This window comes from Acinetobacter brisouisimilis (assembly GCF_000368265.1).
Classification (GTDB): domain Bacteria; phylum Pseudomonadota; class Gammaproteobacteria; order Pseudomonadales; family Moraxellaceae; genus Acinetobacter.
Map to the genome: position 1 here is coordinate 119,272 of NZ_KB851217.1, position 14,047 is coordinate 133,318.

Genomic DNA, 14,047 nt, shown 5'->3' on the forward strand with positions numbered 1-14,047 from the left:
GCCTTCATTTGAATTTACACAAAATCAATATGCAGGCAATGTAGATTAAGACTGATAATTTCGGGCAAGTTTATCAAATCTGGTGGCTATTGCATGGAACTGTTTTAATCTCGCAAAGGCATTTTCAATTAAACGCATTAAATAATATAAGTACTTATCAAACTCTTTATTTTCTCTCTGAATATTTGATTTCATTGGAATGATTGGCACAATATTTTGCTTCCTTGCTAATTTTTCTGAATCATAGCCTTTATCTGCAATAAGATAATCCGCCTGACCTATTTCACAGATCAACTACTCTGCAAGGCTATCGTGGGCTTCACCCTCAGTGATTTTGAAATCAATCAGTAATCCATACGCGTCTGTTGCAAGATAAATTTTTGCGATTCTTCCACCTCTTGATTGTCCAATTGTTCACTCGAAACCATGCCGAGCTCTACTTGCATACTGATGCGCGTATGTAGCTTCTGTATTCTTCATAAATATCACGCCATGTTGCACCTGTATGTCATTTCTATAAAATGGCTTCCATGATATTTCTACTGTTCTTTGAACAATAACAACCATGAAACTGCATGTGGACTGAATTTGTTGCCAAATATCATCAGTGAGTAGAGTTAATTGCCGATTTGCCTAGATTAATGCAAGCTTTATTCACAATATCGTTCATTGAGTTTCTGATGTATATAGCCTTATGCTTCTTATGTTGATACCCAGTTCTAAAAGATTAGCAGATGCCAGAAAATAATTGAAAGAAAACCTGTCTAAGCCATTGATTACTCGGCGTATGGTGAAAGCGCGCATGCCAGTGTTGTTTTACACTGTAACTTGGAAATGCATAAGGTGGTTGTAATATTTTTAAGCCACCACGGTTTAATAAAACCTGACTCAGATAATGAGGAATAGTTGCAATTGCATCAGTGTCTTGCACCACCAGCCCAACCCCTAAATAACTCGGCAGGCGCACGAGAATATTACGATTTACGCCCTGTTTTTGCAATTCATGTTCTAAAGCATAATGCCCTCCCGTTGCTAAAATATCGACATGCATCTCTTGGCGATATTCTTCATCAGAAATATAGGTGTTGCCCAATCGAGGGTGATTTTGGCTCGCAATGCAAATGTAATGTTGATGAAAAAGTGTTTGCTGATAAAAACCTGCTTCGAGCTGTGGCAAAAAACCAATAGCGAGATCAATTTCTCCATTCGACATCATCATTGGCGTATTCAAGTCAATTGGGTGAATGTCGAGGCGGACATTCGGAGCATGTTCCCGTAAGTAATTGATTAGTGTCGGGAGTAAGACCAAGTGACTAATATCCGTCATGCTCAGTTTAAACTCGTAATTTGAGGTCAGTGGGTCAAAATCAATATTGTAATCCTGAATGGCTTTAATCTTGTTTAAGGCTTCAAATACAATTGGATAAATTTGTTTAGATAATTCAGTTGGTTGCATTCTATTTTCAATGCGAACGAAAAGAGGGTCATGAAAATGCTCTCTTAACTGCCCTAAGGCAATACTCAGTGTCGGCTGCCCAATTCCCAACTTTTCAGCGGCTTTAGAAACACTGTTATGTTTATAGATTTCAAAGAAAATTTTTAATAAACGGGAGTCGATATCTAACATGATTATTCTGTATTGATAATATCAATACAGTGTATTAATTTCTGCTCATAGCTTCAACAAAATTCTGTTGTTACCTTAGATATCAATGAAGCATTTAGTCTCAATACAACAAAATGGATTGTTGTTATCGATGTCAAAAAGGATGAGCTATGGAACAGTTAGCAACATTGGATGAATTACCAACCCGCTATTTGCACGAGTTAAAGCAGTCAAATCTGGTTCCTTTATGGCCAAGCTTACGTAATGTTTTACCGCCACAAAAACCGATTCCTCAGACCCTTGCAACAGCCTGGTATTTTAAAGACATTAAGCCCTTACTTTTAGAAGCTGGTGAGCTCACACCGATTCAAAAAGCTGAGCGTCGCGTTTTGGTACTTGCCAATCCTGGGCATGGTTTAGAGAACATGAAAGCCAGCTCAGTCATGTATTTAGGGATGCAGTTATTGCTACCTAAAGAATGGGCACCAGCGCATCGTCATACCCCGAATGCAGTGCGTCTGATTGTTGAAGGAGAGGGCGCTTATACCACAGTTGAAGGGCAAAAATGTCTGATGGAACATGGTGATCTAATCCTTACACCATCAGGGCTTTGGCATGAACATGGTCATGATGGGAATGAGCCTGTGATCTGGTTAGACGTGCTGGATTTACCATTGGTCTACTATATGGAAGCGTCCTATGTTCAGCCAGGCGACATTCAGAAAGTGACCAGTTCAGGAAATGCGCATCGTTATGGTGTAGGTGTTGTTCCAACTTGTCATTTTATCCGTGAAAACGCCTCTTATCCAATGATGCGCTATTCATGGAAAGAGACACGAAAAGTGCTTCATGCCTTAGCTGAGGATCAGCAACATCAAGGGCCAGTTGAAGTTACTTATATCAATCCTGAAACAGGCGCTGATTGCCAAAATATCATTGGTTATTCCGCATTGATGTTACGTCCACATGAAACTGTTCAGTTACAGCCACGTTCATGCGCTCAGGTCTTTCATGTGATTGATGGTCAGGTCATGGTGAAAACAGATGAGAAAATTTTTGATCTCGGCAAAGCAGATACAGCTTGTGCACCTTGTTTCTCTCAAATTGATTTAATCAATACTTCTGACCAGCCTTGTTATGTATTTATTGCCGATGAAGCACCTGTTCAGAAAAAACTGGGCGTGTATTCGGTACGTGAACGTCATTAATTTAGATTTTATAAGGATATAAATCATGTCAAATCAAGATCAACCAGTTTTAATTGCTGGCGGTGGCATTGGTGGTTTTGCAGCAGCATTGGCGTTGTCAAAACAAGGTTTTAAGGTTCAGGTCTTTGAGCAAGCACCTGAAATTGGTGAGATTGGTGCAGGAATTCAGCTTGGGCCAAATGCTTTTCATGCCTTTGATGCGCTTGGTATTGGTGAAATTGCCCGTAGTAAAGCAGTTTATACTGATTATATGGTCATGCATGACGCTATTGATGAATATCAGATTGGTAAAATCCCAACCGATGAAAAGTTCCGTCAACGCTTTGGAAACCCTTATGCCGTGATTCACCGTGCGGACATTCATGGTTCGTTGGTAGAAGGTGCCAAAAAATATGGCGACCTTGAAATCATTACCAATTGCCACATTCAGAAGGTTGAACAGGACGAAAATAGCGTCACCATCTATGACCAAAATGGTAAGTCTTATACTGGTCAGGCTCTGATTGGTGCCGATGGTGTGAAATCTGTGGTACGTGAAACTTATGTGCATGATCCTGCCTTGGTGACAGGCCATGTGGTATATCGTGCCGTAGTACCAGAAAGTGAATTTCCAGATGACTTAAAATGGAATGCTGCCAGTATTTGGGTGGGTCCAAACTGTCATCTTGTGCATTATCCACTGCGTGGTGGCAAGGAATATAACGTGGTAGTGACCTTCCATAGCCGCCAGCAGGAAGAGTGGGGCGTCACTGATGGTTCTAAAGAAGAAGTCTTGTCGTATTTTCAGGATATCTGTCCGAAAGCACGTCAGTTGATTGAGCTGCCAAAAAGCTGGCGTCGCTGGGCGACGGCTGACCGCGAACCGATTGATACCTGGACTTTTGGTCGAGTGACTTTACTGGGCGATGCGGCTCATCCAACCACACAATACATGGCACAAGGCGCATGTATGGCACTTGAAGATGCCGTGACCCTTGGCGAAGCACTACGTGTTAACAACAATGATTTGTTGACTGCATTGGATATGTATCAAAAAGCCCGTGTAGCACGTACAGCACGTATCGTTTTGTCTTCACGTGAAATGGGCAAACTCTACCATGCTTCGGGTGTAAAACGCTTAGTCCGTAATGATTTGTGGCGTGGTCGTTCAGCAGAACGTTTCTATGATGCGATGGAATGGTTGTATGGCTGGAACGTGAGTAACTGTCTGGATGCAGTGAAAAACTATCAAGGACATGCGGCATGAAATTTTATGGGTTTTTCCGTAGTGGAAGTTCACATCGAGTCCGAATAGTCTTTAATCTGAAAGGCTTAGGCTATGCCAAAGAGTTTATTTCTTTGGCAAAAAATGAGCATCGTCAAAGTACATTCACGGCTATAAATCCACAAGGTTTTGTACCAGTACTGGAAACCGAACAAGGTTATTTAACGCAAAGCCCAGCTATCATTGAATGGCTGGAGGAAAAATACCCTGAACCTGCATTATTGCCAAAAGATGCATTTTCTAAGGCTAAAGTTCGTGCGATGGCTGCCTTAATTGGTTGTGATATTCATCCATTAAATAACAAGCGCGTTCTGGAATATTTACGTCAGGATCTCGCTTTGGATGAAACACAAGTATTGGCATGGTGTGCAAAGTGGATTCACAGTGGTTTTTCAGCTTTAGAAAACATGCTGAGTCAAGATCCAGAGCGTGGCAAGTTTTGTTATGGCAACCAGCCAACCATTGCAGATGCTTACTTAATTCCTCAGGTAGATTCAGCGCTGCGTTTTCAGGTGGATCTGACATCTTACCCTAATATTTTTGAAATTTATCAACACTGTATGACATTGGAAGCATTCCAAAATGCCGCGCCAAAACAGCAACCTGACGCGTTGTAATACAGTAAATATGAGACAAGGAACACAAGATATGTCGTTTATTTTTCAGCCGATGACCCATGCGGGTTTGTTTATTGATGGCTCAACCCAGAAATTTCCTGTGCGCCGCGTGTACTGTGTTGGTCGTAACTATGCTGCACATGCCCGTGAAATGGGATTTGATCCAGATCGTGAGCCACCATTTTTCTTCTGTAAACCTAATGATCTGGAGTCGATTGTTCCAGTAAACCAAGAAGCAGTTGATATTCCATATCCAGCGCAGACGTCCAACTATCATTATGAAATTGAATTGGTGGTTGCGATTGGTAAAGATGGTAAAGACATTTCTGTAGAAGATGCTGCTGATTATATCTATGGCTATGCCGTTGGTCTGGACATGACCCGTCGTGATTTACAAATGGCAATGCGCGAAAAAGGTCGCCCATGGGAAATTGGTAAGGCATTTGATTTTTCTGCACCAGTTGGTCCAATTCATCCAATTACTCAAACAGGTGAACTCAATCAAGCTGACATCCATTTGACAGTTAATGGTGAGACCCAACAGCGTAGTGATGTTAGTCATTTAATCTGGAATGTATCTGAGACGATTGCCAATCTGTCGACTTTATTTGAACTCAAAGCAGGTGACCTGATTTTCACTGGAACGCCTGAAGGTGTTGGTGCTGTGGTGAAAGGTGATGTCATGCGTGCTGATATTACAGGATTAACAGGAATTACAGTTAACGTTAAATAAATCAATGGTTTGATTTTTAAATAGAGTGCCTGACCTGAATAAAAAATACAGTCGGGTACTCTTTTGCTAAGGATTGCAAAACACCATGTTGCATGGTGTGAGGATGTTCTATGTCTCAAAATAAGATGAAAGTCGATATTCAGAGTTTTATTGATGCCAACCCGCTGTCATTGCTGCAAAAAAGCATTATGTGGTTATGCTTTGTGATTGTTGCAATTGATGGTTTTGATACGGCTGCAATTGGTTTTATTGCCCCAGCACTTAAAGCCGAATGGGCACTCAAAGCAACGGATCTTGCACCTTTATTTGGATCAGGTTTATTTGGCCTAATGGCAGGCGCTCTCATTTTTGGACCATTGGCCGATAAACTGGGTCGCAAACCCATTTTGCTGGGGTCAGTTATCGTCTTCAGTTTAGCGACGGTATTTTCTGCATTTTCTCCAGATTTACATACCCTGATTATTTTGCGGTTTATCACGGGCTTGGGTTTGGGCGGTGCCATGCCGAACGCCATTACCCTTACGGCTGAATATGCCCCGACATCACGTCGTTCCAATTTAGTCACCATGATGTTTTGTGGGTTTACCATTGGTTCGGCTTTTGGTGGGATTCTATCGGCACAATTATTGCCGCATATTGGCTGGCATGGAATCTTGCTGATCGGAGGAATTTTACCGTTATTGCTGGTTCCTTTTTTAATATATTTTTTACCGGAATCGATTCGTTTTTTGGTTCTAAAAAAGAAAGCCACAGATAAAATTGAAAAAATTGCTGCTCGAATTACACCTGCAAAAACCGCGATTCCGACTCTCATTCCTACCGTCAACGAAGTTGAAAAATCAAGCCTTAAAGACTTGTTTGCCAAAAGTTATGCACTTGGTACAGTTTTGATTTGGTTTACCTTTTTTATGAGTCTACTCATCATTTATATGATTTCTAGCTGGATGCCAACCTTACTCACCAATGCAGGTTTCAACTTATCCAACGCATCTTGGCTGACTTCGATTTTTCAGGTAGGAGGAACCATTGGTGCGATTGTCTTGGGATTACTGATGGATAAGCAAGATGCGACCAAGATCCTGAGTGCTGCTTATATATTGGGTGGTTTATGTCTGGTTGGTTTGGGCATGGGCATTCAACAGGCCAATACACTACTCCTGATGTTGGCAATGTTTGGGGTAGGTGTCGGAATTAGTGGTTCTCAAGTGGGTGCCAATGCCTTTGCCTCAGGTTTTTATCCAACCCACTGTCGTGCAACAGGAGTCAGTTGGTCAAATGCAGTCGGTCGTTCTGGCTCAGTGATTGGCTCAGTCGTAGGAGGATGGCTGATGTCTTTAAACTTATCCAGTCTTGAAATCATGAGTTTACTTGCGATACCTGCGGTACTTGCGGCAATTTCGTTACTTTTGATTCAGCGGTTAAAAAAAGAACAGACACAGACTGTTTCCGAATTGTCTTGATTAAATAACTTACGTTTACTTCGCTCAACATTAACAATTAAATAAGATCTTTCTGTGCTTCGCTGCACAGAAAGCAGGGATGCTTTATGCGCTTATTTTATCAATTACGATTTAAAAATTTGGCAATTCCTTCATTATTTGTCGTCGCTACATCAGGTTATGCAGCCGATAGTGTTATGCAGCCAAACGAGGATGAATGGAAATTCACGCTTAAAAATGCCTACATCAACCGTGACTATGAAAACCCTGCCATCAAGGATGCGGGTAGCTGGTCGCAGTCGGCTTCTCTGTTCTACACTTCCAAAATGCATGATACACCTTTAGAGATCGCTGATAAACCTTTGACTATTGGGGTCGATGCTTCAGTTCAATATGCGGTACGCTTAAGTAATGACAGACATGTAGCCGATACTGTCTTGCCTTTTGACACACAGACAAAATCTCAAGCCTCTGACTATTTAAAACATGGTGCCACACTGAAACTTGGTTATGACAAAACCTTACTGAAAGTCGGTGAACTCTGGTTAGATTTGCCTGTGACCTCAATTGATTATAGCCGCCAGTTACTCACCTCCTACTGGGGCGAAAACCTCAAGTCACAAATCACGGACCGTTTTAATGTCGAAGTCGGACGGGTCGAAAAAGTTTCCCCGCGCAACCAGGAAGGTTTTCACAAATTTGCATTTACCGCCAATGGCGTTACCAAATATTCTGATGGCTTGAATTATATCGATTTGCGCTATCAATTTACGCCAACACTGAAAGGCGAATACTACTTTGGCAACATGGAAAACCTGTTTAACAAACACTATGTGGGCTTGGATCACAGCTGGAAACAACAGAATTTCACCTTAAACAGTAAGTTTAAATATTTTTATGCCAAAAATGATGGCAATAGCTTTGATATTGAAGCTCAAAATATTGGCTTGCTTGAAACGTTAAAAGTGCAAAATCACACCTTTGGTTTGGGCTATCAAGAAATTACAGGCAAATCAGCGTACCCGATTCCAGATGGATTCTTGCCTGAAACCTATTTTATTAACTGGAATACCACAGGGTTCTTTAAGAAAGACGAAAGATCTTACCACTTCATCTACGGTTATGATTTTAAAGACTATGTACCAGGTTTAAATGCCATGGTGAAATATGTGTATGGCAATCACTTTAAAGCTGCAAACGGCAGTAAAAATATGGAAAGCGAATCGGATGTGATTGTGAATTATGCTTTCCAGCAGCCTTATCTGAAGGGCTTGTCTTTACAATATATCCGTATTGATTATGGTATTAAGACGGGTAATGATTTTGGTGAAGACCGTTTCTTTATCAATTATTGTAAGAAGTTCTAATCTTTAAATGATGTATATATTGAGGTGATTCAATTTAGGATTGCCTCAATACCTTTTTGTAAAAATAATTTTTTCCATTTCAATTTAACTAAAAGCACGCCTTAGCCATTAGGTGGGCCCTTTGTGTTGATTGAGCCACCTATCCGTCGAAAGTGTTCAAAATTCTGTGTCAGCTAAATGGATTATATAATATTAATAAAAGAGTCTAACCCAAAATGAGGGGAATTGATCAAATATTCGGCGTAGAATGGTAAGATTCATATAAAAATCTCGAATTTTTAGAATCTGTATTTCATATAAAATACTGAATTAAAATAATAAATAACTGTGTTATTCACCAATTAAAATGTCTATGCGATAAACCATTTTAAATGCCCTGTTTTTAACTGCAAGAGTCAAGAACAGGATTTAAATTTCTTTGCTCAATAACAGCTTTCTGAGCTTTACGACTTGGCATACTTTTCTTGGCTCGAGAGCATTTATTTTGTTTTTCCAACTCTTCATGTTGCTGTTGAATATGGGCTAGGACTGAACCTAATCTTTTATTCTCAACCACTTCAGTCTGCTGCAGTCCAGCCAGTTTATTGAAGATGCTGTAGTTGACCTTTCGTCCTTCATGCATGATGGCGACAGTTCCATCTGGATACTCCAGAAATGAAATGTATTGCCCAACAAATTTATGATTCAGTGCTGTTGGCTCAAGTATATAAATACACTTGTCATAAGTGATGGTCAGGTTATGCGTGGCTTTGCGTGGTTCCTGCCAAGTAAAAATATCATCCAGTTCAAGATTAGATTCGGTTAATGATCGATGTAAATTTTTTGAGTTTCGCGCACATTTGGCGAACTTCTGATTGAACTGCTCAATGAAGCAGGGCAGCCAGGCATTGGCTTGGGCAATCGAGCAGATGCCTTCCAGACGCATTTCCTTAATCAAATGATCATGGAGTGTTCTATTGACACGTTCCACACGACCTTTGGCCTGTGGTGAGTTGGCAAAGATAATATCAATGTTTAACTCATTCAGAATCCGTCTAAATTGCGTGATCTGGCTGTCTTGCTTGGATTCCTGATTGACTCTGAATACGGAGTGTTTGTCACTGTAAAAAGCCAGAGGCTTGCCGTATTGCTCAATGTAGGCTCAGGTTGTTTCAGCCTCACAAAAGCAGATGTAACAGCTTTCCAGTGGCATCATTGATATAAACCAGCAAGCAGCATTTGGCAGCTCGTCCTTCAAACCAGTCGTGATATGAGCCATCGATCTGGATCAGCTCACCAAAGCAATCACGGTTATATCGAGGCTGATATGGACGTTTTTGTCGCTTGGATCGATGAATCCAGAGGTCATTTGCAGTCATCCAGCGCCGAACCGTTTCTACCGGGATATTCAGGCCAAACATGCTCATCAGCTTTTCATGGGTCAATGTTGGACCAAAGCCAAGAAAATGTTCAGAAATAATGGAAAGGCATTCTGATTTTAACAAGTCGTCATGGCGACGATGACCATGTTGACCACGGTTGGCATGTGCCAGACCTGAAACACCATCTTGATTGAGCTTCTGTAATAATCGGGTAATTTGACGGGTTGAAAGATTTAGAATTGCAGCAGCACGGACTTGTGTAATACGTTGATCTCGAACGTCTTGCAGAACCACAAGACGTTGTATTTCCTTGTCAGACATAGTGATCAGCATCTCAATTCATATCCAGCCCATGATGTTGATGTGCATCATAGACCAGAGATTTTTATTGGTGAGAATACAGACACTTTAAATGGTTTCTAACACAGGCATTTCGTATAAGATCTATTATGTTAATATTAAAAATGTGAACTCATCCATATAATTTTACATTAAAGTAGCATGTTTTTTGACTTATCAAAGAAGTCCATTAAATCGCAGACTTAAATAGGTTATTCAAAAATCCAATTTAGTAGCTATAAATTTCATTAAGTTTTTCTAAAACCAATATAATACAGCTTTCCCATATTTACGTTTAGGGTCAACTCCTGTCATCCCTCACGTTCCTGATGCGAGAACTTATTATTTTTGTTTGATGTTCCGGAACATCCTGTTCCTCTATGAGTTCAGAATAAGAAATTTGACCCAGCTTGAATATGGGACATTATCCTCTATGCTTGTAAGATATAACTTACAGTACTAAAAAAGGCATGTAATAATATGAATATTCGATACAATCATCCTTCTGAATGAATGTATTTCGAAATTTTCAGTTAAGAAAAGCATATTGTGATTATGGAATAATTAACATGTTTAAGCTAGACAGCAAACTTCTTGAGATTTTTTATTATATTTACAAGTATAAGAATGTTTCTGCAGCGGCTGAAACATTGGGACTGAGTCAGCCAGCAGTGAGCAACTGTCTTAATAAAATTAGAACACATTTTAATGACCCACTATTTTTACGCGTGGGCAATGAAATGGTGCCAACCGAGTTGGCTAAGCAATTATTTTCTCCAATCAGTGAAATTATTGGCAAGATTGAAAGTGTGAATAATTTTAAAGTTGATTTTACTCCGAATCAGTCTGATCAGTTATTTAGTATCGCCATGACCGATGTGTCACATTTAGTGTTGTTGCCAAAACTCGCCAAATACTTAAAACAATATGCTCCCTCTATTCGATTAAAAGTCCGCCCAATCAGCCGTGAAACCAGCTATCAGATGGCGAATGGTGAAATTGATTTAGCCATTGGCTTTTTACCAGAGTTTGATCAAGGCTTTTATCAGCAACAATTATTTTCCCAATATTATGTGGTGATTAGCCGCAAGGATCATCCACGAATTCAATCTGACCATCTAGACATTGAAACCTACATTCGTGAGTCGCATGTCGATGTGGATACCAGTATTGGTCATTATCACATTGAAAATGAATTAATCAGCCGAGGTCTAAAGCGTAATATTTTAATGACTTTGCCCAGTTATCTTGGTGTTGGGCTGGTGGTACAGGAAACTGATGCTATTGCCACGATTCCTTATTATCTCAGTGAAGTTTTACTCTCGCGGGGTAATCTAAAAATATTACAAGCGCCCTTAGACTTCCCGACTTATCCTGTACGGCAATACTGGCATACTTCTTGTCATCATCAGAGCAGTAACCAGTGGTTAAGAAAAGTAATATTTGATTTATTCAGCGCACTTCCTTAGCCAGAAACTCATGTTATTGAAAGATGCGATGAGCTCGCAGAGAAATGAGGGCATTTTTAGGGTACTGTTGCGAATAGAAATTTGAGTCGATGAGGTTCTCTTTAAAAAAATTTAGAGAATGAAAACTCTATTAACTAGATACACTTCACCCTGAGGCTGATCATCATAAAATGATGAAGCTTGTTCTTTACCTAATGCGCACATGACTTGAACGCCTTTAATTGTGGCATCCGACTTCATCGATTTGAATGCTAACGTGACCATAATGATGCGCTTTAGCTTGCCATGATCATATTCGATCAGGTTGTTTTTGTGCTTAATCTGCCTGTACTCAAGGTCTGATGGACATTTTCCTTCCCGTTTTATTCATGACAAAGCACCTCCATATGTGGAGTGCTTTGTACGTGTTGATCACATGTAGAATTTTCCATTTATTTAGATTATTTAAAAATTTTCCAGGAAAACAATATGCTGATTTGGTATTACATCTAGAAGAAAGATAAAAATCAATCATATAACCTAGTTGATCGACTACACGATACAGATAAGACCACCGCTCAGATCTGTAGGGTTACACTAATACTCGCGTAAGTATTTTTCTATTTCAGGAACATAACATTGAACCCAACGATAAAAGTGGTGTGATCAACATTCACACCACTTTCGGCAAGCATTTTCTGAAGTTCACGATAGTTCATGCCATATTTACATTTACAATACCATCGCACAACCCAAGCAATGATTTCGCCTTGAAAATGCCGACTATGGTTCATATACTGAGCCGTTAGCTAAAAACTAAGCTGACCATCAAAGGTCATTTACAATAGTTTCACAAAAACAGGGGGGTTACATAAAATTTATTCACATAAAAAACTTTGTTTTTTTGGCTTAGTCATTGTCGAGATTGAAATAAAGATGACTTAGAAAAATTAAGGTGTGTAAGTCTCTATTTTAGTGGGCGTTAATAAAAAACTCATCAAGTCTCGCTCCACGACCAATGGACCTTGATAATTGACCTTAGTCCGTTGGATTAACACCTCATCAGAAATACCAATAATTCTAGATGAAACTCCATTTACAATGTGACTATCTACTGTGAGTTTAGGTTTGATTAAGAATTTCACCTACCTGTCAAATGATTGGTATAGTGAGCATACACTTGTGGCAAGGCATGCGTATCTTGAAACTCTGCGACTTTATGGATCAATAAATCAACACCATATCACTAAGACCATTGGCATGGTCGGAATGATAATGGGTTAAAAAAACATCATCTATCTTTCCTAACGGTATACCCGCCTAGGTTAAACGAATGACTGCCCCTCGCCCCGCATCAAAAACAAGATTATATCCTCCAGCTTGTACCAATGTGGACATACCAAAACGTTGTTCACTTGGGACAGAACTGCCTGTTCCCAATAAAATTACACGCATTTCATCTTTATTTTGAGCAATATGGGCAGGATGAGTACTGGCAAGGTGCAAATATTCATGATTACTCATTACTACTTTGGTTTTGTCTTGTGAAACACAATGTATGGGTATGAACACAAGCAGTAAATAGTAAAGGTACAGTAAGACCATAAGCTACTGTTACTATTTTTTTATTCATAACTTTTCCTTGTTTAGCTCTTAAATACAGAGTCTGAAAATAGTTTATCATTAATTGTATGACTTATTCAGTCGCAACTTTCAATTGACTCACTTATCGGCTTTTAAATACCGATAAACAGCCTGTCGGCTAATTCCAAAAGCCTTCCCCAAAGCAGCCTTCGAACTATATTTACCTTCTGCCCAAGCCTGACGTAAAGCATCCGCCTGATCAGATTTGAGTTTATGTACCCGACCTTTATATTTACCTTGAGCCGCTGCCAGCTTGATGCCTTCTTTTTGCCGTTCTAAAATAATTTCACGTTCAAACTGAGCAAAAGCTCCCATCAATTGCAACATCAGGTTATCCATCGGCGTGGCTTGGGCAGTAAAGGTAATTTTTTCTTTGATAAATTGAATTGCAATACCGCGCTTAACCAATTTGTCTACTTCTTCAACCAAGTCTTTAAGACTTCGAGCAAAACGATCCATGGAATGCACCACCACCATGTCCCCTTCCCGAACATAGTTCAACATTTCTTGAAATTTTGGGCGGTCTGTATTTTTACCCGAAGCCTTGTCTATGAACAGTCGGTCAGTTTCGATGCCTTCAAGTTGGCGTCCAGTATTTTGCTCGACTGAGCTGACTCGGACATAGCCGACTTTTTGACCTTTCATGCACTTCGCTCCAAATAGACTAAAAACAACCCAATTTATCTATTATAAATAATAGATTTAAAAATAACATGTCACGTATGATCAAAAAACATTTAAAAGAAACATTGTTTGCTTGGATAAAAATATGTATCTTTAGGGTATACTCTAAAGTAACTATAAATATAAAATTAAAAAATATCCATATTTAAATAAGATTAATTTCATAAAATAGATGATTATTTTATATTTAATCGAATATAAAGATTAAAAATTTAACCAGCTAAAAAATAGTAAGCTGACATAGTTATGAAGTTATGAAGTTATGAAGTTATGAAGTTATGAAGTTATGAAGTTATGAAGTTATGAAGTTATGAAGTTATGAAGTTATGAAGTTATG

At 39.5% G+C, this 14,047-nt stretch carries 11 protein-coding genes and 3 pseudogenes; 7 read left to right on the forward strand and 7 right to left on the reverse strand.

The window, feature by feature from the left end:
- Positions 1-4: 4 nt before the first annotated feature.
- Positions 5-600 (reverse strand): annotated as a pseudogene (locus tag F975_RS15420) (transposase).
- A gap of 127 nt (positions 601-727) precedes the next feature.
- Complete coding sequence (locus F975_RS01320) at positions 728-1,627, reverse strand: LysR family transcriptional regulator (protein ID WP_004749634.1); 900 nt, start codon at positions 1,625-1,627, stop codon at positions 728-730.
- Between the two features lie 149 nt (positions 1,628-1,776).
- On the opposite strand from F975_RS01320, the gene F975_RS01325 reads away from it, so the two are divergent.
- The 6 genes from F975_RS01325 (at position 1,777) to F975_RS01350 (ending at position 8,234) form a co-directional block, all read left to right on the forward strand.
- Positions 1,777-2,814, forward strand: coding sequence for a cupin domain-containing protein (locus tag F975_RS01325; protein WP_004749635.1), 1,038 nt, complete (start codon positions 1,777-1,779; stop codon positions 2,812-2,814).
- A 25-nt stretch (positions 2,815-2,839) separates the two neighbouring features.
- The gene (locus tag F975_RS01330) at positions 2,840-4,060 is read left to right on the forward strand and encodes a 3-hydroxybenzoate 6-monooxygenase (protein ID WP_004749636.1); all 1,221 of its coding nucleotides are present in this window, start codon (positions 2,840-2,842) and stop codon (positions 4,058-4,060) included.
- Positions 4,057-4,695, forward strand: coding sequence for a maleylacetoacetate isomerase (maiA, locus tag F975_RS01335; protein ID WP_004749637.1), 639 nt, complete (start codon positions 4,057-4,059; stop codon positions 4,693-4,695). The genes F975_RS01330 and maiA overlap by 4 nt, the downstream gene beginning before the upstream one ends.
- Before the next feature lie 31 nt (positions 4,696-4,726).
- Positions 4,727-5,428: a fumarylacetoacetate hydrolase family protein gene (locus tag F975_RS01340; RefSeq protein ID WP_004749638.1), complete on the forward strand. Its 702-nt coding sequence runs from the start codon at positions 4,727-4,729 to the stop codon at positions 5,426-5,428.
- Between the two features lie 110 nt (positions 5,429-5,538).
- Positions 5,539-6,888, forward strand: coding sequence for an MFS transporter (locus F975_RS01345; protein WP_004749640.1), 1,350 nt, complete (start codon positions 5,539-5,541; stop codon positions 6,886-6,888).
- 86 nt (positions 6,889-6,974) lie between these two features.
- On the forward strand, positions 6,975-8,234 hold the full coding sequence (locus F975_RS01350) for an OprD family outer membrane porin (RefSeq protein ID WP_004749641.1): 1,260 nt from the start codon (positions 6,975-6,977) through the stop codon (positions 8,232-8,234).
- Positions 8,235-8,616: 382 nt separating this feature from the next.
- On the opposite strand, the pseudogene F975_RS01355 reads toward F975_RS01350, so the two are convergent.
- Positions 8,617-9,928, reverse strand: a pseudogene (locus F975_RS01355) (ISNCY family transposase).
- A gap of 575 nt (positions 9,929-10,503) precedes the next feature.
- On the opposite strand from F975_RS01355, the gene F975_RS01360 reads away from it, so the two are divergent.
- Positions 10,504-11,403 (forward strand): LysR substrate-binding domain-containing protein, encoded by a 900-nt coding sequence (locus F975_RS01360; RefSeq protein ID WP_004749645.1) that lies wholly within the window; start codon positions 10,504-10,506, stop codon positions 11,401-11,403.
- A gap of 111 nt (positions 11,404-11,514) precedes the next feature.
- Here F975_RS01360 and F975_RS15425 read toward each other — a convergent pair.
- The 4 genes and pseudogenes from F975_RS15425 to F975_RS01375 all read right to left on the reverse strand — a co-directional run bounded on the left by F975_RS15425 (position 11,515) and on the right by F975_RS01375 (position 13,671).
- Positions 11,515-12,176 (reverse strand): annotated as a pseudogene (locus F975_RS15425) (IS6 family transposase).
- Between the two features lie 430 nt (positions 12,177-12,606).
- The gene (locus F975_RS15970; RefSeq protein ID WP_228127399.1) at positions 12,607-12,696 is read right to left on the reverse strand and encodes an MBL fold metallo-hydrolase; all 90 of its coding nucleotides are present in this window, start codon (positions 12,694-12,696) and stop codon (positions 12,607-12,609) included.
- A gap of 6 nt (positions 12,697-12,702) precedes the next feature.
- A complete protein-coding gene (locus F975_RS15975; protein WP_228127397.1) occupies positions 12,703-12,906 on the reverse strand; it encodes an MBL fold metallo-hydrolase in 204 nt (67 codons plus the stop codon).
- Positions 12,907-13,104: 198 nt separating this feature from the next.
- Positions 13,105-13,671 (reverse strand): recombinase family protein, encoded by a 567-nt coding sequence (locus F975_RS01375; protein WP_004749647.1) that lies wholly within the window; start codon positions 13,669-13,671, stop codon positions 13,105-13,107.
- Positions 13,672-14,047: the final 376 nt, after the last annotated feature.